This window comes from Chelatococcus sp. HY11 (assembly GCF_018398335.1).
Taxonomy (GTDB): Bacteria; Pseudomonadota; Alphaproteobacteria; order Rhizobiales; family Beijerinckiaceae; genus Chelatococcus.
This window is the reverse complement of the sequence record NZ_JAHBRX010000001.1, coordinates 854,869-877,082: the sequence shown is the minus strand read 5'-3', so window position 1 is coordinate 877,082 and position 22,214 is coordinate 854,869. Positions and strand designations below refer to the sequence as shown.

Here is a 22,214-nt window from a genome sequence, read left to right as displayed (position 1 = left end):
AGCTCCGAGCGAGCCCCTCCTCGCTCAATCCTTGAGCCGAGCAACGAATAGATCGCGCGCGTCAGGCCAGGCGATACCTCGCGGCGCGAATACATGCCGCCTCAGGAAATAGCCCGTCAGTGTGAACCCGGCCACGAGTTCCGCATGGGTCGGATGATCGCGGGATCGATCTTCACGGAGAAAGCCTGGAAGAGCGAGCAGGCGCTCATGATAGGGCTCGCCGGCCGAAGCCGACACCGCGCGTCCGGATTTCGGCGACACATAGACGAGTTCTGACGTGGCGCCCGTCACGGCGCAGGCCCCAAGATCGAGGCCGAACCCCAGCTCGGCCAGCATTTCGAGCTCGAAGCGCACAAGCAGCGCAGGCGCGATTCGCGTATCGTCCAGGTGGTCGACAAGCACCCCAAGCGCATCGAAAAGGCCGGAATGCGGGTCGCGCTCGGGCAACAGGCGCAGCAACGCCGCGGCGGACGCCAGCCCGTAAAGCGCGGCAGGCACCCCGAGAAAGCGCGCCGTGTTCAGCTTCACGGCCTCGACCGCATAGGTGCCGAGCTGCTCCTCGATGCGTGCGCGCCAGACCGCATCAACACGATTGCCGGCCTGCAAGGTGGCTTGCTGGCGTGGCGAGCGGCCGCCCCGGACGAGACCGAGATGTCGTCCGTGGACCTTCGTCATCAATTCGAGGATGACACTCCCCTCACCGTGACGCTTGACCCCTATAATGATACCATCATCCTGCCACTGCATGAGCGGTTCGCCGATCGCGCGACATTGCAAAAGCTACAGGCTGCGGCCTACCATCACCGATGCCGTTTTGAAACGGCACTTCTTTGGAAACAACGCGAGAGGCGCGCCATGATATCGGCCAAACTGCGTCGAGTTTCACTGAGTTCCCTCCATAGGTCTCTGCTGGCCGCGCTCCCCGTCCTGCTCCTGTCGTCCTTGAGCCCCGCACAGGCCCAGCCCAATGCGGGTTGCCAGACGACTGGCAGCTTTGAGGGTTTTATCGCCAGCTTCCGCCAGCAGGCGGCAAGCCAGGGCGTATCGCCGCGCGGCCTGGCGGCGCTCGACGGAGTAACCTTTGATCCCGCCGTTGTGCGCCAAGACCGGCGCCAGGGCCATTTTCGCCAGAGCTTCGAGCAGTTCTCACAGCGCATGGTGCCGCCCTATCGGGTGCAGAAAGGTTCAGGCCTCTTGAAGCGGCACGCCGGCCTGCTGCGGCAGATCGAACAGCGCTATGGCGTCCAGCCCGCGATCATCGTGGCCATCTGGGGTCTGGAGACCGATTTCGGCGGCAATATGGGCAAACTGCCGGCCATTCGCTCCATCGCGACCTTGGCTTTTGACTGCCGGCGCTCCGACATGTTCCGCGCGCAGCTTCTCGACGCGCTTCGCGTTGTCGATCGCGGCGATCTGCATCCCTCCGAGATGCGTGGCGCCTGGGCTGGAGAAATAGGCCAGACCCAGTTCATGGCCACGTCCTACTACCGTTACGCGGTGGATTTCGACGGCGATGGCCGTCGTGACCTCATTCGCAGCGTCCCGGACGTGCTGGCCTCTACCGCCAACTTCCTGAAAGGCCACGGCTGGGTCGCGGGCGGCTCGTGGGAGCCGGGCTCCGCCAATGCCGAGGTGCTGAAGCAATGGAACCGGGCGAGCGTCTACTCGCGCACGATCGGCTACTTTGCCTCGCGCCTTGAAGGGACGCGCGCCGCATCGAACTGAGCGCGTCACATGACAACCGCGTCGACTGTCCGCCGAATGGCCGGGATAGGCTAGCCGGCAAAATGGGCAAGAGGAGCAAGAGGCGGGAACGTGGGCACTTACCCGGCCATCTGAGATAGCCGAATCAAGCGGCGGGCAGCTCGGTTGGCCGCCGCAGGGCGGCGATGAGAATGGCCAGCGTGACGATTGCCTCGGCCAGGAACCAGGGACCCGCCCAGCGATCGAACCCGACCGCCGACAGTTCGGTGGTGATGAGGCCGAAAAGGCCCGCGCCACACGGGCAGCGGCCATCGACCGTCGCGAACAGGATGACCCTGCTCGCCCATAGGACCTGCACGACCATCACGCCGCACAAGCCGTAGAGCAGAGAGCGTCTGCTCTCCACCATCTCCGCCTGCGCCAGGGCGATCCATCCGACGATGTAGAAGGGCGCTGAAAAGAAGGCGCCCACCGGCAATGCCGACGTCCAGCATTGCGAGCAACTCGTGATGAAAACCGAGAGCAGCGCTATCCCGGCGCCGATCAGCAAGGCGACCGTGGCCACATAGATTCCGCGCCGTCCGAGGACGAGCGAAACGGCGAAAGCCACGGCGATTGCGGCGAAAGCAATGATCAGGAAACGCATCACGAGCCTCCGGTGAGAACCGGCTCCGCGGTGATGACACGCCGCAGAGCCGACCCGGATGGTCTTAGTGGAGGATCTGGCTGAGAAACAGCTTCGTGCGCTCGTGCTGTGGATTGGCGAAGAACTGGTCGGGCGTGTTCATTTCGACGATCTGCCCGGCATCCATGAAGATGACCCGATTGGCGACCTGCCGCGCGAAGCCCATCTCATGGGTAACGCACAGCATCGTCATCCCTTCTTCGGCAAGCCCTACCATGGTGTCGAGGACCTCCTTGACCATCTCCGGATCCAACGCCGAGGTCGGCTCGTCGAACAGCATGATCTTGGGGTTCATGCAGAGCGAACGGGCGATCGCCACGCGCTGCTGCTGACCGCCCGAGAGCTGGCCAGGATATTTGTTGGCCTGCTCGGGGATCTTCACGCGCGTGAGATAATGCATGGCCACTTCCTCGGCCTGCTTCTTGGCCATCTTGCGGACCCAGATCGGCGCGAGCGTGCAGTTCTCGAGAATAGTCAGATGCGGGAAGAGATTGAAATGTTGGAACACCATGCCGACGTCCCGCCGCACCTCGTCGATGCGCTTGAGATCGTTCGTCAGCTCTATCCCGTCGACGACGATCGAGCCGCGCTGATGCTCTTCGAGGCGGTTGATGCAGCGGATCATCGTCGATTTGCCCGAGCCTGACGGCCCGCAGATCACGATGCGCTCGCCACGGGTGACCTTGAGATTGATGTCTCGGAGCACATGGAATTCACCATACCACTTGTGCACGTCGACCATCTCGACCGCCACCTCACCGTTCAGGGGTGTCGGCTTCAAACGGGCAGATGTCTGAGGGGCAGTTGCAGTGGCCATTGTCGCATTCACCTCTTGTGTCCCCTCGCGAAGCGCCGTTCGATCGCGAGTGAATAGCGAGACATACCGAAACAGAAGATAAAATAGAACACCGCCGCGAAAGCGTAACCCGAGAAACGGGTCGTGGGCGTGCTCCAGGTGGGGTCCGTCAAAGTCGCTTCAATGGTACGCAGGAGATCAAAGATGCCGACGATGGACACCAGCGTCGTGTCCTTGAAGAGCGCGATGAACACATTGACGATGCCGGGGATCACGATGCGCAGGGCCTGTGGAAGCACCACCAGACGCATCATCGTCCAATAGCCGAGGCCAAGCGACATCGCGCCCTCGTACTGTCCCTTCGGGATGGCCTGCAGGCCCCCGCGCACCACCTCCGCCATATAGGCGGCGGCGAAGATCGCAACGCCGACCAGCGGACGCAGCAACCTATCCGGCGTCATGTTGCCCGGCAGGAACAGCGGCAGCATGGTATTGGCCATGAACAGCACGGTGATCAGCGGCACCCCTCGGATGACCTCGATGAAGATGACGCTGGCGAGCCTGATCGCCGGAAGCGCCGACCGCCGGCCAAGTGCTAGCACCACGCCAAAGGGCAGAGAAAACACGATGCCGACGATCGACACGATCAGGGTGACGAGAATGCCGCCCCACAGCGAGGTGTCGACGATGCTCAGGCCGATGGCGCTCCAGCCGCTGAGCAGGATGAAGGAGACGATCGGATAGATGATGAAGAAATAGATGGCGCCGAGGCTCCGCCGCGGCGCATCGAGCCAGAGCATCCAGACGACGCCGATCGCCGTGAGCACGAAGAAGACGTCAACCCGCCAGCGCTGCTCCCACGGATAGGAGCCATAGACGAAATAACTGAACCTCGCTCTGACATAAGCCCAGCAAGCGCCGACCTCGCCTCCACCCGGACCGGCGAGGCAGGCCTCGCGATCCTGCCCGGTCCAGACCGCGTCGATCAACGCGAATTTGATCAGCGGCACGAAGACCAGGTAGGCCAGATACAGCGTGATGACCGTCATCGCGATATTGAGCGGTGACGACAGGAGATGGGCGCGGACCCAGGCGATCGGACCGCTGACAAGGGCCGGCGGCGGCTCCGGATCCACTTGGGTCTGACGAAGGTAGGGCTGTTGGGTCACAAGCATCGACATCGCAGCCTCACCGTTCGACGATTGCCATGCGGCGGTTATAGATGTTCATCAGCAGCGAAGTGACGACGCTGATGGCGAGATAGACGGCCATCGTGATCGCGATGACCTCGACCGCCTGCCCCGTCTGATTGAGCACCGTGCCCATGAAAACCTGGACCAGATCGGGATAGCCAATCGCGACCGCCAGCGAGGAGTTCTTGACGAGATTGAGGTACTGGTTGGTCAGCGGCGGTATGATCACCCGCATGGCCTGGGGAATCACTACCAGCCGCAGCGTCGGGCTGGAATGCAGCCCCAGCGCGTAGGCGGCTTCGGTCTGCCCGCGCGAGACGGAGAGAATCCCTGCTCTCACGATCTCGGCGATGAACGCGGCCGTGTAGGTCGCGAGGCCGATCAGAAGGGCCACGAATTCCGGAAAGACCTGGATGCCGCCGGCGAAGTTGAAACCGCGCAGCTCGGGATAATTGAAGGTCAGCGGCTGCCCAATCAGGAAATAGATCACCAACGGCAAGCCTATGATGAGGCCGATGGCGATGCGGATCACCGGATATTGCCGGCCGGTCGCCAGTTGCTGACGGTGGGCCCAGCGATGGAACAGGTAAGAGCCTGCGATCGCCACGGCGAGACCGATCCAGACCCACCCGAACCGCTCACCGAACAAGGGCTGGGGAAGGAAGAGACCGCGACTGTTGAGATAGGTTCCGGCACCGAGCTCGAGCGACTGCCGAGGACCAGGCAACGGCTTCAGCACCGCGTTGTACCAGATGAACAGCTGCAGCAGCAGCGGCACGTTACGGACACATTCGACATAGACCGCCGCGAGCTTCGCGACGATCCAGTTCTGGGACAGTCGCGCCACGCCGATCACAAAGCCGAGGACGGTGGCGACGACCACCGCGATGGCCGCGACGAGGAGGGTGTTCAGCAGGCCGACGAAGAACGCGTCAGCATAGGTGGAGCCCGACGAGGAAAATGGAATGAGCTTCTGGTTGACGTCGAAGCCGGCGGGCTGATTGAGGAAGCCAAAGCCGGAGGCAATGCGCGCAGCACGCAAATTCTCGATGGCATTGCTGGCCGCTCCATAGACGAGGAATGCCAGGACAGCGACCAATACGAACTGGTAGATGAGGCCTCTGATCTTCGGGTCGTTGATCAGCGACCCGCGTTTGGGTCCGGAAACGTCAGCGCTGGACACGGCCACTCCCCGATGTTGTCGCCCTATGATCCGAATTTCGCGTCAAATTCATCATAATCCTGATTGCGAAAGAGCAGGAGAAGAACCGCAAACTCTTGGCCATATGCGCACGAAGTCTGGTTCGGAACGCGTCGGCCGCGGATGCCATAGGGCCGGCCGTACCTGCTTCTCCCAGCCCGATACTTCTTTCTTTCCAGCTGCTTGCATTCAACGCACAGAAGCCGTCGCCCGTTCCTGCGGAGGTCCACCGCTCCGTGCCATATCCGTCGCCGACATTGATCACGACCGGGCGCCTGTCGCGCAGCTTGCGCGCGCATCAAGTCAACTCTTCCACGCACAACCCATGTCTTCCACGCACAACCCATGCCAACAGGGCTCAGCTCAAGGTCCGCATGGCCCGCCCGCCGCGGAACGATTGCGGTAGTGCGCTTACAATCCCAAACCACGATCCCAAACCACAATCCCAAGACACCGCCACTCCTGACGAGCCGCAATGACGGCGCAAGATCAACGAAGTCGGCGCTTCACCTTGCTCGCGGCGAAGACTGCGATTGCTTAACCATAAACCTTAACAGACTAACGGGCTTTGGCAATTTTGCATGCGCAACAAGTCACACGCAATTTGCTCCATCAATAGTCTAAGAGACCAACAAACGAGCAATGCATCTGGCCAGCGAATAGCGGACGGAGCCGTCAGGGCGGGGCCCAGCCCGGCAAGCCACGCGCTGGCGTTGGATGGAAACCCCTCCTTCTGCTGCCTGGCGGCTCCGGGGGCACAACAGCGGAATTCTCGCACCTGGAATAGCGGCATCAGGCCATGAGATCGCAGTCGAAGTCGACGCACACGCCCGACCCGAAGCGAGGCTGATCAAGTCAAGACGCGCGTTACAGCTGCGACCGTGGCAGAAGACGCCGAACACGGGGCGACCCTCGACGGCCCATACGTCACGCCTGACGAGATACCCCTCTGATGCCCACCGCGACGGAGACCCTTGGGGCGCCGCTCGCCAAGCTTTACGTGAGCGGCGCTCTGGCGGGCGATCCGCCGAAGCACCGCTCATCGATGGAGGTCAAGCACGGGCCGGATATGATCGGCCCGGTCTCGTCGTGATCAGCGCACCGGCGGCGCGTACATCAGGCCGCCCTTGGTCCACAGAGCATTCAGGCCGCGCTTGATCTTGAGCGGTGTCTTCTCACCCAGATTGCGCTCGAACACGTCGCCATAGTTGCCGACATGCTTGACGATGCGCACCACCCAATCCTTCGTCAGCCCAATGCTCTCGCCATAATTGCCTTCCGTGCCAAGCAGGCGCTTCACCTCCGGGTTCTGCGACTGCAGTTGCTCGGTGACATTGGCCTGCGCGACGCCAAGATCCTCGGCATTGATCATCGCAAATAACGTCCAGTGCACGAGGTCGTACCACTGGTCGTCGCCATGGCGAACCGCCGCAGCGAAAGGCTCTTTGGAAATGATCTCGGGCAGGACGATGCTGTCGTCCGGCGCGACCAAACGCAGGCGCTCAGCATAGAGGGCCGACGCATCGGTGGTGAAGGCGTCGCAACGGCCGGAGTCGTAGGCCTTCACGGCTTCCGAGGACGAGGCGAAGGCCACCACCTCGTATTTGATGTTATGGGAGCGGAAGAAATCCGCGAGGTTCAGTTCGGTGGTCGTCCCCTGCTGCACGCAGACCGAAGCGCCATTGAGTTCGAGCGCGGATTTCACGCCCAAGCCCTTGCGGACCATGAAGCCCTGGCCGTCGTAATAGTTGATGGACGTAAAATTCAAGCCGAGCGATGTATCGCGCGACATGGTCCAGGTGGTGTTGCGGATCAAGACGTCCACTTCACCCGACTGAAGCGCCGTAAAGCGATCCTTCGCCGACAGAGGTACGAATTTCACCTTGGTCGGATCATCGAAGATCGCGGCCGCGATGGCGCGGCACATATCGACATCGAAGCCAGTCCATTCACCCTTGTCGTTCGGGACACCGAAACCGGCAAGGCCGGTGTTCGAGCCGCATTGCAGCACGCCGCGCTGCTTGACCTGATCCAGCGTCGCGGCCGCGGCGGAGGACATGGCAGTGGTGGCGCCGAGCGCTGCGATACCCAGCGCCGTCGCAAGCGCCTTGAATTTTGCCTTCATTGCAGTTCTCCCGCTCTGGTTCCGCTTACCCGCCGACGACGGACCTTTCTTGGCGCCTGCCAGTACCGCTCCTCCGGCACCTGCAGATCGATCCAGTCAGCACGAAACCTCGATAATCGCATCACATTCGAGATTAAGGCGGCGGTCAAGAGCCGCATCATAGGGCTTTCGTGTGGCTTGACGGAGATGCCGTGCACGGTGCAGTGAGCACGACACCTTTTTCTCGACTGGCAGAAATCCGGGAGGCGCCGACATGCGCAAGCTGACAACAAGCGATATCGAAGGCTTGGGTGAGGGCACGCGGATGGTGGTGGCCGGGCGTCATCCCGACGAGAATTTTGGTTTTGTGAACCCACCCGTCGTGCACGGATCGACGGTTCTCAGCCCCACCATGGCCGATCTCCTCGGCCATACCGGCCGCTACAGCTACGGCCGCCGCGGCTCTCCAACGATGGGCGCGCTCGAAGAAGCGCTGGTGGCGCTCGAAGGCAAGGAAAGTGCAGGGGTCGTCCTTTGCCCGTCCGGGCTCGCGGCTGTGAGCACCGCCCTCCTCTCGTGCCTGAAAGCGGGAGATCACCTGCTGATGACCGACAGCGTTTACGGTCCGACCCGCAATTTCTGCGACGGCGTGCTGCGCCGATTCGGTGTGGAGACGACCTATTACGATCCGCTTCTCGGCGCTGGCATCGCGCAGTTGCTGAAGCCGAACACGCGTGCGGTCTTCACCGAATCGCCCGGCTCGCAGAGCTTCGAGGTGCAGGACCTTCCCGCCATCGCGGCAGTGGCCCACGCGCATGGCGCGGTCGTTCTCACGGACAACACCTGGGCGACGCCCCTGTTCTATTCCGCGCACGAGCATGGCGCCGATATAACGATCCAGGCGGCCACGAAATATCTCGGCGGCCACTCCGACGTCATGTCCGGATCGATCTCCGCCAATGCCGCGACCTGGCCGGCGCTGAAGCGCACCTGGGGTGATCTTGGCGTCACGGTCGCGCCGGACGATGTGTTTCTCGTCCTGCGTGGCTTGCGCACGCTGCCGCTGCGCATGGCCAGGCACCATCAGGCCGGGCTGGAGATGGCACGCTGGCTGGCGGGCCATCCGGAAGTCCAGCGCGTCCTGCACCCTGCGCTCCCGACAGATCCAGGTCATGCGCTCTTCACGCGCGACTATCGCGGCGCATCGGGTTTGTTCTCGATCGTGCTGAAACCCGGGCCGGACGAGGCGGTCGCTGCCTTGCTCGACGGGCTCGCGCTGTTTGGCATGGGCTATTCGTGGGGCGGTTTCGAGAGCCTTGCCATTCCGTTCGACTGCGCGCCACTGCGCACGGCGACGCGGTGGACGCCTGGCGGCCCAGCGCTACGCCTGCATATTGGCCTCGAGGACGTCGAGGACCTGAAGGCTGATCTCAACGATGGGTTGGAGCGGTTCGCGGCCGTCCGCGCCAAATCCTGATCACGCCCTGACCACGCCTGGCCCTGTCCGCCTCAAGCCTTGAGGCGCGCTATTGCGGAGCGTCCCCTTTGCTTTTGCCGCGTACCTTGGCGCGGCTGATCAGCATGAGGTTGCGCACATAGATGAAGATGCTCAACGCCTGCCCGAGGATAATCACGGGCTCGCGCTGATGCAGGCCATAGGCCAGCGTGATGAGCCCCCCGCCGATTGAGAAGAACCAGAACGCGACGGGAATGACGCTGCGCCCTTCCTTCTCGCTGACCAGCCATTGGACGATAAAGCGCGCGCCAAACAGCATCTGGCCGAAAAGGCCGAGCACCAGCCAGAAGTCCAGCTTCTCGATGAACACCTCATAGAGATAGCCACCGACGGCCTGAGACAGGGAAATCAGCATTATTCGGCTTCCTCGACCACCGGTACGCGCTTGCGCCGCACGATCAGCCAGCGGACCCCCATGAGATCGACGATTCCCACCCAGAGGCGATCGAAAAACCCGTAGTTGGAGACCCCCGCGAAGCGCGGCCTGTCGACGACGTCAACAAGCAGGACCTCATGGCCGTCGCGACGAACAAGCGCGGGCATGAAGCGATGGAGAGCATCGAAATAGGGCAACGACAGATAGACATCCCGTCGGAACAGCTTCAGACCACAGCCCGTATCACGGGTGCCATCGCGCAGCACGCGCCCCCGCACCGCATTGGCGACACGTGACTGGAATTTCTTGAAGCCGGTGTCCTTTCGGCCGACGCGCTGGCCCTGCACCATGCCCGCCTTCATGCCGCCGGCCTGAAGCGTGGCCAGCATCTGCGGAATGAAGGCCGGGTTGTTCTGCCCGTCGCCATCGAGCGTCACCACGATTGGCGCAGCGGCGGCCCGCACGCCCGTGCGGACAGCGGCGCTCTGGCCGCAACTCGCGGCATGGCGAAGCCGCCGAAGATAGGGCCGGCCCGCCGCGAGCGCGGCGAGCTCGGCCGCCGTGCCATCCGTCGACCCATCGTCGACGTAGATGATCTCGTAGGCGCCAAGGGGGCCGCAGGCTTTTTCGATCTCCGCGACGAGAGGGGCGATATTGCCTGCTTCGTTGCGTACGGGCACGACGACGCTCAGAAGCGGCGCCAACGCGGTCGCTTGTCGTTCGCCGGCGACGCTGGAAGTTTCAGACATTCAGAACCCTTTGGAGCGAAACGAAGGAGTGCGCCCGGATGGATGCGCGCCCGCGCGCGCCGGGTCAATCCCGCCCGACCGCGTAGACGTCGACAACAAGGCGCCGTCCCCCATTGATGTTGAATCCTGGCACGCTTGTGACGAGCGTGGGAGAAAGTCCCAACGCGGCGCTCGCCTGCGTGAAGCCATCGCGCTCACGCGCCTCGATCAACGCCACCCGGCATCCCGGCGCGTTCATGAAATGCGCGGCGCTCACGCCGTCCGCCATCGCGAGATCCGTGCCCACGAGGAACACGAGGCTCGGCTCGCGATAGCCTGCCGTGACCACCGCCGGCTTCTCGCAGCCGACAGCGGCAACAGCTTCCGCCAGGCGCGGCGACAGCTTCAAGGCACGCAGGAGCGGCTGTGCGAGGCCGAAAACGGAGACGGAGAAGGCAAGCGCGGCGACAAGCGAGACGAGAGCGCTTCCGACGACCTTGCCCCGCAAAAATAGCAGCCAGGCGACAGTAGCAACCGCCACCGTCAGCACGAATCCGGGGATAGCCGCATAGGGCAGAACGCCATCATATGTCAGGCCGAAATAGCTGAGCCCGAGTCCGAGCCCGAGCGGAATGAGCGGGATGAGGACGGTGGCGCTTTTTGCCAGCGGCCGATGCGGGCCAACCGCACCCGCGAAAATGGCGCGGACCGTGAGCGCCGCGATGGCCGCATAGAGCGGCAGGACATAATGCGGCAGCTTTGTCGGCACTGCCTCGAAAACGAGCCAGGACGGCAGGATCCACGCGAGGCAGAAGACCACCCACGGCTCGCGGCGACTGCGCCAGACAAAGGGGACGGCAATGGCTGTCAGCACCGCTGCCGGCCAGAACGTGCCGAAGAACGCCAGGAGATAGAAGCCTGGGGGGGCTCCGTGCTTCTCCTGTCCGCTTGCCACTTTGCCCAGCATGTCATTGCCGATGGCCTCGCTGAAAAAGGTGCCACCGCTCTTGACCGAGATGGCTATGAACCAGGGGGCCACGACCAAGGCGACCAGCAGCACGCCGAGACCGGGCCGCAGCGCCATGAGCCACCGGCCGGAGCGCTGGTGGATGCAGAGGATGACGGTGGCGAGGCCCGCGATCATCGGCGTGATCGGCCCCTTCACGAGGATTGCGAGCGCCACCGTCCCCCAGAAGGCAATGGTCCCGAGCAGGGAAAAGCGCTGCTGCGGCCGCAGGAAAGCCAATGCCAGCCCGCCCATGACAGCAACCGAGCAGGCCGTGAGCACCGCATCGGTCTTGGCGAAGCGCGCCTCGACGCCGAGAAGGACCGAGCACGCCATGAAGGCGCCCGCGAGGAAAGCCTCACGGCGGGCGAGACCCAGCGCCAGGCTCACCCAATAGGTCAATAGGACAGTCGCGAGGGCACCGACCAGCGAGGGAATACGGTAGAGTGCGATCGTGGTTCGCGCCTGCGGCACGCCGAGCGCCTCTGCCGAGGCGACCACCGCGCCCTGCAGCCAGTAGATGCCGACCGGCTTCTTGTGGCGGGCCTCGTCCTGGAAGCGGATATCGATGAAGTCACCGCTCTCCAACATCTGCTTCGTCGCCTGGGCAAAGCGTGGCTCGTCACGATCCATGGGCTGCAGGGATGAAAATCCCGGCAGGAAAGCCGCCAGAGCAATCAGCAGCAGGATGGTGACCGCGATCCAATGGCGGCTCCCGACAACGTCCAGGAAGCGGCCCCCAGCAAGGGGACCGCCTATCATCGCGCCCCGATCGAGCGCCTTGCTATCCGTACCGTTCAGGGCAGCCATCCGCTTCCTGTATCTCGCCGTATCATGCGTGGCGGAACCACGGCACGCCGCCGCGAAAACGCCTTCCCGCCAATGCGGACCTTCCCGGCGCCCCACCGTCGGCCCGCTCGGGCGACAATCCTGTCGTCCCGATGTGAGCGTGTATTATCGGGGGCACGCCTCGGGCGCAATCGCGCTGCTATATCTATTGTCTACGGTGGGCGCTCGCAGCGGCCGTAGGGCGATTCGCCGCGCCTTGGCGCCAGCCGTCCCTGCCGAACCGTCGCAGTCACACGGCTGCTCCGCGCCCGCGCCGCCGGAGCCTGGGCGAGATCAGAGCTGCCTTGGCCTGGGACGGCAGGGAAGCTACACAGGGAATTGACTGTTCGCCCCTGCGTTTCGGACCCGAAAGGACTGCGCATGAAACCTGTCAAACCGCTCCTCGCTGTCTTTGTTATTGGCGCCATCGTTGGCCTCGTGCCGCTTACAGGCTGCTCCAAGAAACGTCCCCCGGGCGTTCTTGAGGACACAACGGTGATTCCACCTCCTCCATCAATGCAGGGAGCAGCGCCGAGGGCTCCATCCGCCGCGCGTTGACGCGGAGCGGCAAGAAAAGGTCACGGCAAACGCCGTGACCGACAGAAATACTTATATCATCAAATAAAATTACGAACATTTCGATCTATATAAGAAAATATACATCAAAAATCACGATAAACATTACGATTTATAAATAACCATAAAATCTACTAAACAACAAAAAAGCAACATACTGAACGAAAGCATGGATAAGTCCTCTACACCCCTCCCAATGGCCGGGATTCGCTGCTAGGTTTTTGCCAAGCCTCGACCATTGGAGGGATTTCCACATGAGGATGTTCAAGTCATCTTGCGTCGCGCTTGCCGTTGTTGCCGCCGGAGGCGCTTCGGCGCTGGCAGCGGATTTGCCCAGCAGAACCGTCGTTCCGGTCGCCCCAGTCGTCGTCATCCCGCTATTCACGTGGACAGGCTTCTATGCTGGCGTCAACGCCGGCTATGGCAGCAGCACCAATGACAGCAATGACCGCTTCGATCCCTATACGGGCGTATTTTATGGCAACGACTCATCGAATGGTGGCTTCGTAGGCGGCGGCCAGGTCGGCTACAACTATCAATTCGGACAATTTGTTGCGGGTGTCGAAGCCGATATTCAATATGCGGACCTTGGATCGTCTCGCAATAACAATGACTGGGCCTATTCTTATTCCGCCTATTACTATGCCCAGAGCAACAGTGGCTGGCCTTACGCCTACGGTCAGAATGGTCGCAATAACGCCGTCGAATGGTTTGGGACGGTACGTGCAAGGCTCGGCGTAGCCTTCGACCGCGTTCTTGTCTACGCAACCGGCGGCTTCGCCTACGGCGGCGGCGACAACAATAATAACAACGGCTATTACGGCTACTATGGCGGCGAAGCAGCGGCCTCCGGCTATCCCTGGTATTATGGTGGACGACGTGGCAACAGCAACTCGGGCGGATGGGTTGTCGGCGGTGGACTTGAATACGCCTTCACCGACAGCCTGACAGCCAAGCTCGAGGGCCTTTATGTCAACCTCGGCAGCGACAAGAACAATGATGGCGACTATCTGTATGCGTACAACTACACAACCCCCGTAGCATATCCTTACTACTACGGAGCACGGCAAAAAAATGACAGGGAATTCGCCGTCGTCCGAGCTGGACTAAACTATAGATTCGGCGGCTTCTAAGATAGAGTATTTTATATAATATTCAAAATGATAAATTTGTCAATTTTCAATACAATTCCGATTAAGTAAATCATATTAATATACGAGCATATCTCTTTTCAAAAGATCACAGACCACCTTGAACAAAGCCGGCGGATCTCCGCCGGCTTTCTTGTCGTCGAGATGCGAGATGCGCGCGCCATTCGCCGAACAGCTCCGGCGCGAACGATCCTCATCGTTCGCAGGCTGATCAGCATCCCTCTAAAAACGCCGTCCGGTTGATTGTGATGCGCATCGCGCAACATTTTTTGTGCAACCTCTTCTTCCCCGCTCGAACGTGGCAAAAGAAAAAAATGCATGGAAACAATACGATTGAACCCGCCCCGGCATGCAGCCCCTCTCATTTTGAGCGCATCTCACCGTCCTGAAGCAAAGAATTATACTTTAGTCTAATAGACTGAAAGTTGCACTGTTTGCCACATTATTTATGCGGAGCGGGGAACCTATGGGCTTCGCAAAAAATGCTAGGTTTGAATGAGATTTGGGGGAGAGGGTCTCATGTACAACGCGTTGGATAAGCATAATATATCCATAAGACCTAGTCTGGACGTCTACCTTCCTTGGGAAGGGAATATCGCGCATATTACCAATATTAATGACGCTATCATCGTCGTGCAGAAACTTATTCAATATGAGCCGGATCCTTGTTGGGTCAAAATTCTGGGTGATTTGTTCGCGGCTGATTCCGCAGAAGCAGCCGGGACCGCACGGCGCGACCTGCGCACGGAATTCCTTCTGAGAGGAATGATATTGCCGGAAGACGCCAACGCTTCCTTGTCCCCACTCCAGAAGGCGCGCCCCTGGTGGAGAGGTGTCATCGACAAGTCGCATCAGCTGGAAATTGAGCTTCCGCATCCTTTGCACGCTTGAGGCGATATCCAAGCGGGCGCGTTCTATCCGGGAAGAGCAAGCGCTTCCCGGATTTCGTCATTGAATGCGGACAAAATCGATCGCCTTTATCGCTTCGTCACAAAGACGATGCGGAGCGCAGGTTTTGTGTTCCATGCTGCTTCCGTGCTACCGCGGTCGCGACAGGAAAACAGATCGAGAAGGAGTCGCTATGACGAACGAAGCGATTGAGCGCGTGGCGCGCGCTTTGTGCGAGGCTGAGGGACAGGATCCCGACAAGCTTCTCGGCACTGGCTTGACGGAAACCATCCAGGTTGGTGACAGCACGACGGAGGTTCCGAAGACCAAGCCAAACTGGAGTGTTTTCGAGAAAGACGCGCGGAAATTCCTCGCGGCCCTCGAGGCCGCGGCCGTGGCTGAGCCCGCGCATTAGAGTTGACCTGGCGAGGACCGCATCCCGGCCCTCGCCGACCCCGCTTGTTCAGCCCCTCAGAAGAACCTTGCCCGGATTGAGGATCCCAAGCGGATCATAGAGTTGCTTGATGCCGTTCATCAGCCGATAGGCCGCTTTATCGGTATGATCGGGCAAACGGCGGGCGAGCGAACGCCCGATTCCATGTTCGGCGCTGATGCTGCCATGGAAACGGTCGACCACGCCAAATATGCAATCATTCACGGCTGACGCAGCCGTCTCGAAGGCTGCGCGATCGGCAAAGCTGTCATGCGGAAAAAGCGCGATGACGTGGATATTGCCGTCTCCAACATGGCCAACGAACAAGGGGCGCACCGAAGGGAATCGGTCCGCGAGCGTGGTCGAGACCTCCGCGAGAAAGGCGGGCACATCGGCGGTCGCCACGGACGTGTCGTGGGAGACATTGGGGCCGGCGCGCCTGTTGGCTTCCGACACGGCGAAGCGCAGATGCCAGATCGCCTTGGCCTGGCCCTCGCTCTGCGCGATCGCGGCGTCAAGCACGTAATCCCGCTCAAACGCCTCGCCGAGCGCTGCCGTCAGCATCTCGACAAGCACGGCCTCCTCCCCGCTGTCGGCCACCTCGATGAAGACATACCAGGGCGCTCTCTCCGCGACAGGCAAGCGCAGATCTCCACCAACGTCACCGTCGAGCACGAAACCCATCTCGCCGTCGCACATCAATTCGAAGCTCGAGATACGCCCGACAAGCCGCTGCCTGAGCAGGGACAGGAGATCCACCGCCTTCTGCGGGCTCGACACCGCGCAGAAGGCGCTGGCGCTCGCCGTTGGGCGTGGGAAGAGCTTGAGCGCAGCCGCGGTGATCACCGCGAGCGTCCCCTCGGAGCCGATCAGGAGGTGGCGCAGGTCATAGCCCGTGTTGTTCTTCGGCAGGCGTTTGAGGCCACGCACGATGGTGCCGTCGGCCAGCACGTAGTCGAGCCCCAGCACGAGCTCGCGGGTTGTGCCATAGCGGATCACGTTGATCCCGCCCGCATTGGTCGCAATGATGCCGCCGATCTGGCAGCTTCCCTCGCTGCCGAGGCTCATCGGGAAAAGACGCTCCGCATCGTCTGCCGCCCGCTGGACGTCGGCGAGGATGGCGCCGGCCTCCACCACCATCGTGTTGCCGGCTGTATCGATATCAAGGATCCGGTTGAGCCGGCCGAGCGCCAGCACGATCCCTGTGCCGCCCTCGTCAGGCGTCGCGCCACCCGCGAGCCCGGTGTTGCCGCCCTGCGGGAAAACCGGTGTGCGGGTCTCGCTGGCCCAGCGCAGAACGGCGGAAACCTGCTCCACGCTGCGCGGGCGCAGGACCGCCTGGGCCCGACCGACATAGCGCCCACGCCAGTCGGCGAGATAGGGCGCCATGTCGTCATCGGCCACCAGTATCGCGGCGGGATCGAGGACGTTCGTGAGCGCGCCGAGCTTGTCCACGGCCATCAAACCACTCCGGCGTCGACAATATAGTTCTGGCCCGTGCACATGCGGGCCGCTTCGGAGGCGAGGAACAGGACCATGGCCGCGATATCGCCGGGCATGATCTCGCCCTTGAGCGCTTGCCGCTCCTGCGCCTTGACCAGGCGCTCCGGCGTGGCGGCTGCCCGCTGGCGTTCGGTCATCACCCAGCCGGGGGTGACGGCATTGACGCGAATGCCATCGCCCCCGAGTTCCCGCGCCAGCGAGCGCGTGAAGCCGACCACCGCCGATTTCGCTGTCGTATAGGCGATGATGCCGGGCGCCCCCTGCATCCACGAGGTCGAACTGAGGTTGATGACCGCCCCGCTCCCGCCCGCGCGCATGCCGGGTACGACAGCTTGCGTCACGAACATCATGTGCCGGAGGTTCACCGCCATCCGGTCGTCCCAATAAGCCAGCGTGACGTCGTCAAAACGGTGCCGCTCATCGTGGCCCGCATTGTTGACGAGCACGGAAAAGGGGCCGAGCCTCGCGGAGAGGGCGGTGATGGCCGCTTGTGTCGCCGCGATGTCACGCAGATCGGCAGCCGCGAAGTGGGCTGTCGCGCCCTCCCCGGCGAGCCTGTCGGCCAGCGCTTGGCCAAGGCTCGCGTCGATATCGAGGAAACCGACAGGAGCGCCCTGCGCCGCAAAGGCTTCCACCATGGCGCGGCCGATGCCATCGGCGCCCCCGGTGATGAGCACGGGCTTGGCTGCGAGGTCGGGATATCGGGCCTGGCTCATGATGTCATCCCGCGAAGGCGTGCGCCGGAAGGCCCGGCACGTCGACCGGCAAGGCGAAAAGCCCACCGGAGAACGGCGCGTCGGTCAGCACGCGGGACGGCAGGCGGATGCGCGCGGAGGTGATGAAGAGCGTTTTCAAATCGGCCCCGCCGAAGGCGACACTGGTCGGACGCGGCACGGGCAGGCGTACTTCGCGATCGAGGCTGCCATCCGGCGCGAAGCGCCTCACGCACCAGCCATCCCAGATGGCACACCAGACATAGCCCTCGGCATCGACGGCGAGGCCGTCCGGGCGGCCCTCCTCCTTGTCGACCGAGGCGAAGATGCGACGCTCGCCAACAGTGCCGCTCTCGACATCGAAGGCATAGGAATAGATGCGGCCGGCCGAATCGGCGAAATAGAGCGTCCGACCGTCCGGGCTCCAGTCTATCCCGTTGGCCACGGTGAAGCCCGTATCGGCCCGCTGCCACGAAAGATCCGGCCCGATGGCGTAGAGAGCGCCCGCGGCTCGGCTCGCGTCGAGGCGCATGGTGCCGGCCCACATGCGCCCGCGCGCATCGCATTTGCCGTCGTTGAAGCGGTTATCAGGGATATCGGCTTCAGGATCGACGAGCCGCGTCAGGCGGCCAGTCGCGAAATCGAAGGCTTCGAGGCCATCCTGGGTCAAGGCCACGAGCCCGCCGTCGTGGCGCGGCGCGACCGCGCTGATGAGGCGCGGCATGACGACTTCCTCGTTGCTCCGCGTCGCCGGATCGAAGCGGTAGACGGCGGGCGCGAGGATATCGACCCAGTAGAGGCGCTGCTCCCGCGTCGACCACACCGGCCCCTCCGCGAGATGGGCGCCCCAGGGCAGGACGCATTCCACATCCGCGTCGGCGGCGCGCCCCGGACGAACGTAAGAGGTGATGTTGAGCTGGGAAGCGCCGACATTGCCGGATATCTGCCGGGCGGCGGCCATCAGGTCGCGGCCGGTGACATGCAGGCGATCGTTGGAGAGGCGCGAGCTCGGCCCGTAGACCCCGAGCGCAGCGACCGCCTTGCCCGTATGGTCGAACACCGGCGCTGCCACCGAGGATACACCCGGCACGTGCTCGGCCAGCGAGATCGCGTATCCCCGCGCCCGCGACAAAGCGAGATCGGCCACCAGTGCCCCCTCGTCGGTGATCGTCCGCTCGGAATAGCGATCGAGCGTCAAGTCATCGAGCAGCGCCCTCTGCTCATGCGGCGCGGCGAAGGCGAGCAGGGCCTTGCCGCCCGCCGTGCAATGCAGCGGGGCGCGCCGGCCGATTTCGATGCGGAAACCGAAGGCCCCGCCGCGCGAACGCTGGTCGATATAGAGCACCTCGCCGTTGTCGACCGCGCAGATCGCCACCGTCTCGCGCGTCTCGTCCGCCAGCCGGTCGAGCACGGGCCCTGCAACACCCCGGAGGTCGAAGGATTCCCAGACCCGGTGCGCCAGCTCGAACAGCCGGTGGCCGAGCCTGTAGGTGTTGTCGCTGTCCTCGTGCCGCACGAGGCGAAACAGGACGAGCGTGTTGAGCATGCGCGCGAGCGTGCCCTTCGGCAGCTTGGTCGCCGCCTGCAGATCCTTGAAGCGCGGCGGCGAGGCATATTCTCCGATAACGTCGAGGAGATAGAGGCCCTTGGCGAGCGCAGCGGCGCCCGTCGGGACATCGCGCTCCTCGGGCGTCAGGACGCGCGCATCTTGGTCCATGTCTGTGCCGCCTCGCCGATCATGCGATCGATCGTCCATGTCGGTCGATACCCCAATAGGTGGCGAATCTTGCTGTTGGAGGTGTGATAGTAGACGCCCGCCCCCGGCAGATCGACGGTATGCAGCGGCAAGCCTGTCGCTGCGGCCATCTGCGGCAGTGCATCGGCGAAGTCAACGGGATCGGTTGCCCCCAGGTTGAAGGCCTCGCCGATCGCCTTCTCATGGTCGAGCCCGAGCAGGATGCCCGACACCATGTCGCGCGTGTCGGTGATGTGCATCTTGAACGGTCGGCCGTTCTCGTTGCGCGATAGCACGAGCGCCTCGCGGCCATCGTCGACGCGCTTCAAGGCCTCGACGGCCGCACGGTTGCCAAAGGCCTCCTGCTGGCGGATCTTGGGGTGCAGGAAGAAGCGCGGCCCAGAAAAGAAGCTCCCGGTATCAAGGAGTTCGCGCGCGTCCTGCGTGTGGGAGAAGCGCAGGATGACGGAGGGAATGCCGGCCGTGCGCTCGGTGAAACGCACCAGTTCCTCACCGAGGAGCTTGGTCAGTCCATAGGGCGAGCGCGGCTTCAGCGGATGCTTCTCGTCAATCGGCTGATAGTCCGGCATATTCTCGGGATAGACCTCGCCGGACGAGGCGAACACGATGCGCCCGACCCGGGCGGCGGCGGCCGCCTCCAGGATAACGCGCGTCCCGTCCACATTGGCGCGGTGCAGCTTGTCGGCGTCGGCCGCCAGCCAGGACATGAAGGCGCCGAGATGCAGGACCGCGGTCGCGCCTTCCAGCGCGCGCCTCGCCGCCTCACGATCGTCGAATGGCCCGACCACCTCGCGGTAGTTCTGATGCGCGAGCCCGAGCGGCCGCAAATCAAAGCCCGCGACCTGCTCGCCGCGATCAATAAGCGCCTGCACCACCTTGGAGCCGATACGGCCGGCACTGCCGGTGACGACGATGGTCATGACTGTCCTCTATTCTGCCGAACGATTATTGTTGTGAGCCAACCGATACCGCGAGGGATGCTCCCCCTCACCCGGACGCTGCGCGTCCGACCTCTCCCCGCCGGGGAGAGGTAAAACACCTTCCCGATGACCGCCGCATTCGAGCTCCCCTCACCGCACCGCACGGCCGGTCTCGGCGTCGAACACATGCAGGCGCGCCGGATCGAAGCCGAGCTGCACCGGCCGCCCGAGGGCGATGTCGCCCGCGTTGATCAGGCGCGCGATCTGGGCGTCGCCCCGCTCGTCATCGACGCCGGCGGCACGCGCGATGTCTGTCCGGTTCGCCTCCGGAATGTCGCAATAGACGTATTTCTCGCTGCCGAGGCTTTCGACGAGCCGTGGGCTCACGGTGAAGGTGACCGGGCTGTTGCCCTCCGTGATATGCTCGGGCCTGAGGCCAAGGATAACCTCCCGGCCATCGAGGGGCTTGAGGCGTTCCGCCGGTAACGTGAGCTTCACGTCCTGCCCATAGAGCGACACCGTCCCTGCCCCGCTGCCGAGCGTCAGCTTCGACTTGAGGAAGTTCATCCCCGGCGAGCCGATGAAGCCGGCGACGAACAGATTGGCAGGATCCGCGAACATTTCGTCCGGCGCGGCGATCTGCTGGATTTCGCCGTCGCGCATGATGACGATGCGATCCGCCATGGTCATCGCTTCGATCTGATCGTGCGTCACATAGATCGTGGTGACCCCGAGCCGCTTGTGCAGCGCGCTGATCTCGGCGCGCATATGCACCCGGAGCTTGGCGTCGAGGTTCGACAGGGGCTCGTCCATCAGGAAGGCCTGCGGCTCGCGCACGATGGCGCGGCCCAGCGCCACGCGCTGACGCTGGCCGCCGGACAACGCGCGCGGGCGACGGTCGAGCAGGTGCTCGACGCCGAGAATGCGGGCCGCGTCCTTGACGCGCCTGTCGATCTCGGCAGCCGGCGTCCCGCGCATCTTCAGGCCGAAGCCCATGTTCTTGGCGACCGTCAGATGCGGATAAAGCGCGTAGTTCTGGAACACCATGGCGATGTCGCGATCGCCTGGCGCCAGGTCCGTGACCTCGCGGTCGCCGATGAGCACGCGACCTGATGTCGCCTCCTCAAGCCCCGCGAGGATCTTCAACATGGTCGACTTGCCGCAGCCGGATGGGCCGACGAAGACCACGAATTCACCGTCGGCGATGTCGAGATTAAAATCCTTCAGGACCGCCAGCGGGCCATAGGATTTCGTGACGTGTTCGATACGGATTCCCGCCATGCGTGTTTCACGGCCTCACTTTTCGGCGCCAGCGGTCAGCCCGCCGACAAGGTAGCGCTCAAGGAACAGGTAGATGACGATGATCGGCAGGGCGACGAGCACCGCTGCGGCCGAAATCTGGTTCCAGTTGGTGATGTACTCGCCCTTCATGGTCGTGATGCCCAGATTGGCCGTCCAGTTGGTCTGCGAGTTGGTCAGGAAGGTGCGGGCATAGGCATAGTCCGACCAGGACAGCACGAAGCCGTAGAGGGCGGTCGCGGCGAGCCCGGGCGTCGCGACTGGAAGGATGACGCGGAACATGGCGCCGAGCGGCGAGCAGCCGTCGACCATGGCTGCCTGTTCGAGCTCACGCGGAATGGTGTCGAAATAGCCTTTCAACATCCAGGTGCTGAAGGGAACGATCAGCGTCGCGTGGGCGAGGATGATCGACCACAGGCTGCCGATCAGGCCGAGCTGGCGGAAGATGCCGAACAAGGGAATGACGAGCAGGGTCGCCGGCAGCATCTTCGCCGTCAGGATGAACAGGCCGAGCGAGGGCCCGCCCCTGAGCCGGAAGCGCGACAGCGAGTAGCCGGCGAAGACGGACACGAACATCGAGATGCCGACGGAGCCGAGCGCCGCGAGGATCGAGTTGCCGAGCCACAGGGGAATTGGCCGCTGCTCGATGATCTCACGGAAGATGCCCCACTGGGGCACGTCCGGCCAGAACTTCGGCGGCAGGTGATGCAATGAATCCGCCGGCGAGAGCGCCGTGACCACCAGCCAGTAGATGGGGAACAGAAGCACCCCGCAGGTGAGGACGACGCCGAGATAGAGAAGAGCCTGACGGCTGGAGCGTGCGCGCATCGCGATACCT

21 protein-coding genes are annotated in these 22,214 nt (G+C 62.9%); 6 read left to right on the top strand and 15 right to left on the bottom strand.

The genetic code is table 11. The features are described 5' to 3' along the window. Positions 1 to 24: 24 nt before the first annotated feature. The gene (gene recO / locus KIO74_RS04285) at positions 25 to 747 is read right to left on the bottom strand and encodes a DNA repair protein RecO (RefSeq protein ID WP_213330833.1); all 723 of its coding nucleotides are present in this window, start codon (positions 745 to 747) and stop codon (positions 25 to 27) included. 108 nt (positions 748 to 855) lie between these two features. Between recO and KIO74_RS04280 the strand changes: the two genes are divergently transcribed. Then, positions 856 to 1,725 carry a lytic murein transglycosylase gene (locus KIO74_RS04280; protein ID WP_213330831.1) on the top strand — a complete coding sequence of 290 codons (870 nt, stop codon included), beginning with the start codon at positions 856 to 858 and terminating at the stop codon, positions 1,723 to 1,725. A 124-nt stretch (positions 1,726 to 1,849) separates the two neighbouring features. On the opposite strand, the gene KIO74_RS04275 is transcribed toward KIO74_RS04280, so the two are convergent. The 4 genes from KIO74_RS04275 to KIO74_RS04260 form a co-directional block, all read right to left on the bottom strand. After that, entirely contained in the window at positions 1,850 to 2,350 is a 501-nt protein-coding gene (locus KIO74_RS04275; protein ID WP_213330829.1) for a hypothetical protein, read from the bottom strand. Between the two features lie 64 nt (positions 2,351 to 2,414). Next, positions 2,415 to 3,131, bottom strand: coding sequence for an amino acid ABC transporter ATP-binding protein (locus KIO74_RS04270; RefSeq protein ID WP_213334130.1), 717 nt, complete (start codon positions 3,129 to 3,131; stop codon positions 2,415 to 2,417). An 83-nt stretch (positions 3,132 to 3,214) separates the two neighbouring features. Then, entirely contained in the window at positions 3,215 to 4,366 is a 1,152-nt protein-coding gene (locus tag KIO74_RS04265; protein ID WP_213330827.1) for an amino acid ABC transporter permease, read from the bottom strand. A gap of 7 nt (positions 4,367 to 4,373) precedes the next feature. After that, the gene (locus tag KIO74_RS04260) at positions 4,374 to 5,561 is read right to left on the bottom strand and encodes an amino acid ABC transporter permease (protein ID WP_291978786.1); all 1,188 of its coding nucleotides are present in this window, start codon (positions 5,559 to 5,561) and stop codon (positions 4,374 to 4,376) included. 970 nt (positions 5,562 to 6,531) lie between these two features. Between KIO74_RS04260 and KIO74_RS04255 the strand changes: the two genes are divergently transcribed. Then, on the top strand, positions 6,532 to 6,672 hold the full coding sequence (locus KIO74_RS04255) for a hypothetical protein (protein WP_213330825.1): 141 nt from the start codon (positions 6,532 to 6,534) through the stop codon (positions 6,670 to 6,672). On the opposite strand, the gene KIO74_RS04250 is transcribed toward KIO74_RS04255, so the two are convergent. Then, the gene (locus tag KIO74_RS04250) at positions 6,673 to 7,704 is read right to left on the bottom strand and encodes an amino acid ABC transporter substrate-binding protein (protein WP_213330823.1); all 1,032 of its coding nucleotides are present in this window, start codon (positions 7,702 to 7,704) and stop codon (positions 6,673 to 6,675) included. A gap of 253 nt (positions 7,705 to 7,957) precedes the next feature. Here KIO74_RS04250 and metC point away from each other — a divergent pair, with 253 nt between their 5' ends. Continuing rightward, on the top strand, positions 7,958 to 9,160 hold the full coding sequence (gene metC, locus KIO74_RS04245) for a cystathionine beta-lyase (protein WP_213330821.1): 1,203 nt from the start codon (positions 7,958 to 7,960) through the stop codon (positions 9,158 to 9,160). A gap of 49 nt (positions 9,161 to 9,209) precedes the next feature. On the opposite strand, the gene KIO74_RS04240 is transcribed toward metC, so the two are convergent. The 3 genes from KIO74_RS04240 to KIO74_RS04230 form a co-directional block, all read right to left on the bottom strand. Beyond that, positions 9,210 to 9,554, bottom strand: coding sequence for a lipid-A-disaccharide synthase N-terminal domain-containing protein (locus KIO74_RS04240; protein ID WP_213330819.1), 345 nt, complete (start codon positions 9,552 to 9,554; stop codon positions 9,210 to 9,212). Next, positions 9,554 to 10,324, bottom strand: a complete 771-nt coding sequence (locus tag KIO74_RS04235; RefSeq protein ID WP_213330817.1) for a glycosyltransferase family 2 protein — start codon at positions 10,322 to 10,324, stop codon at positions 9,554 to 9,556. The genes KIO74_RS04240 and KIO74_RS04235 overlap by 1 nt, the downstream gene beginning before the upstream one ends. Before the next feature lie 64 nt (positions 10,325 to 10,388). Then, positions 10,389 to 12,119: an ArnT family glycosyltransferase gene (locus KIO74_RS04230; RefSeq protein ID WP_213330815.1), complete on the bottom strand. Its 1,731-nt coding sequence runs from the start codon at positions 12,117 to 12,119 to the stop codon at positions 10,389 to 10,391. An 848-nt stretch (positions 12,120 to 12,967) separates the two neighbouring features. Between KIO74_RS04230 and KIO74_RS04225 the strand changes: the two genes are divergently transcribed. The 3 genes from KIO74_RS04225 (at position 12,968) to KIO74_RS04215 (ending at position 15,167) form a co-directional block, all read left to right on the top strand. Next, positions 12,968 to 13,846, top strand: a complete 879-nt coding sequence (locus KIO74_RS04225; RefSeq protein WP_213330813.1) for an outer membrane protein — start codon at positions 12,968 to 12,970, stop codon at positions 13,844 to 13,846. 537 nt (positions 13,847 to 14,383) lie between these two features. Continuing rightward, on the top strand, positions 14,384 to 14,755 hold the full coding sequence (locus KIO74_RS04220) for a hypothetical protein (protein ID WP_213330811.1): 372 nt from the start codon (positions 14,384 to 14,386) through the stop codon (positions 14,753 to 14,755). A 190-nt stretch (positions 14,756 to 14,945) separates the two neighbouring features. After that, positions 14,946 to 15,167: a hypothetical protein gene (locus tag KIO74_RS04215; RefSeq protein WP_213330809.1), complete on the top strand. Its 222-nt coding sequence runs from the start codon at positions 14,946 to 14,948 to the stop codon at positions 15,165 to 15,167. A gap of 48 nt (positions 15,168 to 15,215) precedes the next feature. Here the strand turns inward: KIO74_RS04215 and KIO74_RS04210 are convergent, their stop codons facing one another. The 6 genes from KIO74_RS04210 to KIO74_RS04185 form a co-directional block, all read right to left on the bottom strand. After that, positions 15,216 to 16,646, bottom strand: a complete 1,431-nt coding sequence (locus KIO74_RS04210) for an FAD-binding oxidoreductase (RefSeq protein ID WP_213330807.1) — start codon at positions 16,644 to 16,646, stop codon at positions 15,216 to 15,218. Then, the gene (locus KIO74_RS04205) at positions 16,646 to 17,404 is read right to left on the bottom strand and encodes an SDR family NAD(P)-dependent oxidoreductase (RefSeq protein ID WP_213330805.1); all 759 of its coding nucleotides are present in this window, start codon (positions 17,402 to 17,404) and stop codon (positions 16,646 to 16,648) included. The genes KIO74_RS04210 and KIO74_RS04205 overlap by 1 nt, the downstream gene beginning before the upstream one ends. Positions 17,405 to 17,408: 4 nt before the next feature. After that, on the bottom strand, positions 17,409 to 19,118 hold the full coding sequence (locus tag KIO74_RS04200) for an SMP-30/gluconolactonase/LRE family protein (protein WP_213330803.1): 1,710 nt from the start codon (positions 19,116 to 19,118) through the stop codon (positions 17,409 to 17,411). Then, positions 19,094 to 20,077, bottom strand: a complete 984-nt coding sequence (locus tag KIO74_RS04195) for an NAD-dependent epimerase/dehydratase family protein (protein WP_213330801.1) — start codon at positions 20,075 to 20,077, stop codon at positions 19,094 to 19,096. The genes KIO74_RS04200 and KIO74_RS04195 overlap by 25 nt, the downstream gene beginning before the upstream one ends. A 150-nt stretch (positions 20,078 to 20,227) precedes the next feature. Then, a complete protein-coding gene (locus tag KIO74_RS04190; protein ID WP_213330799.1) occupies positions 20,228 to 21,358 on the bottom strand; it encodes an ABC transporter ATP-binding protein in 1,131 nt (376 codons plus the stop codon). Positions 21,359 to 21,373: 15 nt separating this feature from the next. After that, positions 21,374 to 22,204: a carbohydrate ABC transporter permease gene (locus KIO74_RS04185; RefSeq protein ID WP_213330797.1), complete on the bottom strand. Its 831-nt coding sequence runs from the start codon at positions 22,202 to 22,204 to the stop codon at positions 21,374 to 21,376. Between the last annotated feature and the right edge of the window lie 10 nt (positions 22,205 to 22,214).

Coding starts and splice junctions, on each gene's coding strand:
- recO (WP_213330833.1), bottom strand. CDS start 747: ATGCAGTGGCAGGATGATGGTATCATTATAGGGGTCAAGCGTCACGGT.
- KIO74_RS04280 (WP_213330831.1), top strand. CDS start 856: ATGATATCGGCCAAACTGCGTCGAGTTTCACTGAGTTCCCTCCATAGG.
- KIO74_RS04275 (WP_213330829.1), bottom strand. CDS start 2,350: ATGCGTTTCCTGATCATTGCTTTCGCCGCAATCGCCGTGGCTTTCGCC.
- KIO74_RS04270 (WP_213334130.1), bottom strand. CDS start 3,131: ATGGTCGACGTGCACAAGTGGTATGGTGAATTCCATGTGCTCCGAGAC.
- KIO74_RS04265 (WP_213330827.1), bottom strand. CDS start 4,366: ATGTCGATGCTTGTGACCCAACAGCCCTACCTTCGTCAGACCCAAGTG.
- KIO74_RS04255 (WP_213330825.1), top strand. CDS start 6,532: ATGCCCACCGCGACGGAGACCCTTGGGGCGCCGCTCGCCAAGCTTTAC.
- KIO74_RS04250 (WP_213330823.1), bottom strand. CDS start 7,704: ATGAAGGCAAAATTCAAGGCGCTTGCGACGGCGCTGGGTATCGCAGCG.
- metC (WP_213330821.1), top strand. CDS start 7,958: ATGCGCAAGCTGACAACAAGCGATATCGAAGGCTTGGGTGAGGGCACG.
- KIO74_RS04240 (WP_213330819.1), bottom strand. CDS start 9,554: ATGCTGATTTCCCTGTCTCAGGCCGTCGGTGGCTATCTCTATGAGGTG.
- KIO74_RS04235 (WP_213330817.1), bottom strand. CDS start 10,324: ATGTCTGAAACTTCCAGCGTCGCCGGCGAACGACAAGCGACCGCGTTG.
- KIO74_RS04230 (WP_213330815.1), bottom strand. CDS start 12,119: ATGGCTGCCCTGAACGGTACGGATAGCAAGGCGCTCGATCGGGGCGCG.
- KIO74_RS04225 (WP_213330813.1), top strand. CDS start 12,968: ATGAGGATGTTCAAGTCATCTTGCGTCGCGCTTGCCGTTGTTGCCGCC.
- KIO74_RS04220 (WP_213330811.1), top strand. CDS start 14,384: ATGTACAACGCGTTGGATAAGCATAATATATCCATAAGACCTAGTCTG.
- KIO74_RS04215 (WP_213330809.1), top strand. CDS start 14,946: ATGACGAACGAAGCGATTGAGCGCGTGGCGCGCGCTTTGTGCGAGGCT.
- KIO74_RS04210 (WP_213330807.1), bottom strand. CDS start 16,646: ATGGCCGTGGACAAGCTCGGCGCGCTCACGAACGTCCTCGATCCCGCC.
- KIO74_RS04205 (WP_213330805.1), bottom strand. CDS start 17,404: ATGAGCCAGGCCCGATATCCCGACCTCGCAGCCAAGCCCGTGCTCATC.
- KIO74_RS04200 (WP_213330803.1), bottom strand. CDS start 19,118: ATGGACCAAGATGCGCGCGTCCTGACGCCCGAGGAGCGCGATGTCCCG.
- KIO74_RS04195 (WP_213330801.1), bottom strand. CDS start 20,077: ATGACCATCGTCGTCACCGGCAGTGCCGGCCGTATCGGCTCCAAGGTG.
- KIO74_RS04190 (WP_213330799.1), bottom strand. CDS start 21,358: ATGGCGGGAATCCGTATCGAACACGTCACGAAATCCTATGGCCCGCTG.
- KIO74_RS04185 (WP_213330797.1), bottom strand. CDS start 22,204: ATGCGCGCACGCTCCAGCCGTCAGGCTCTTCTCTATCTCGGCGTCGTC.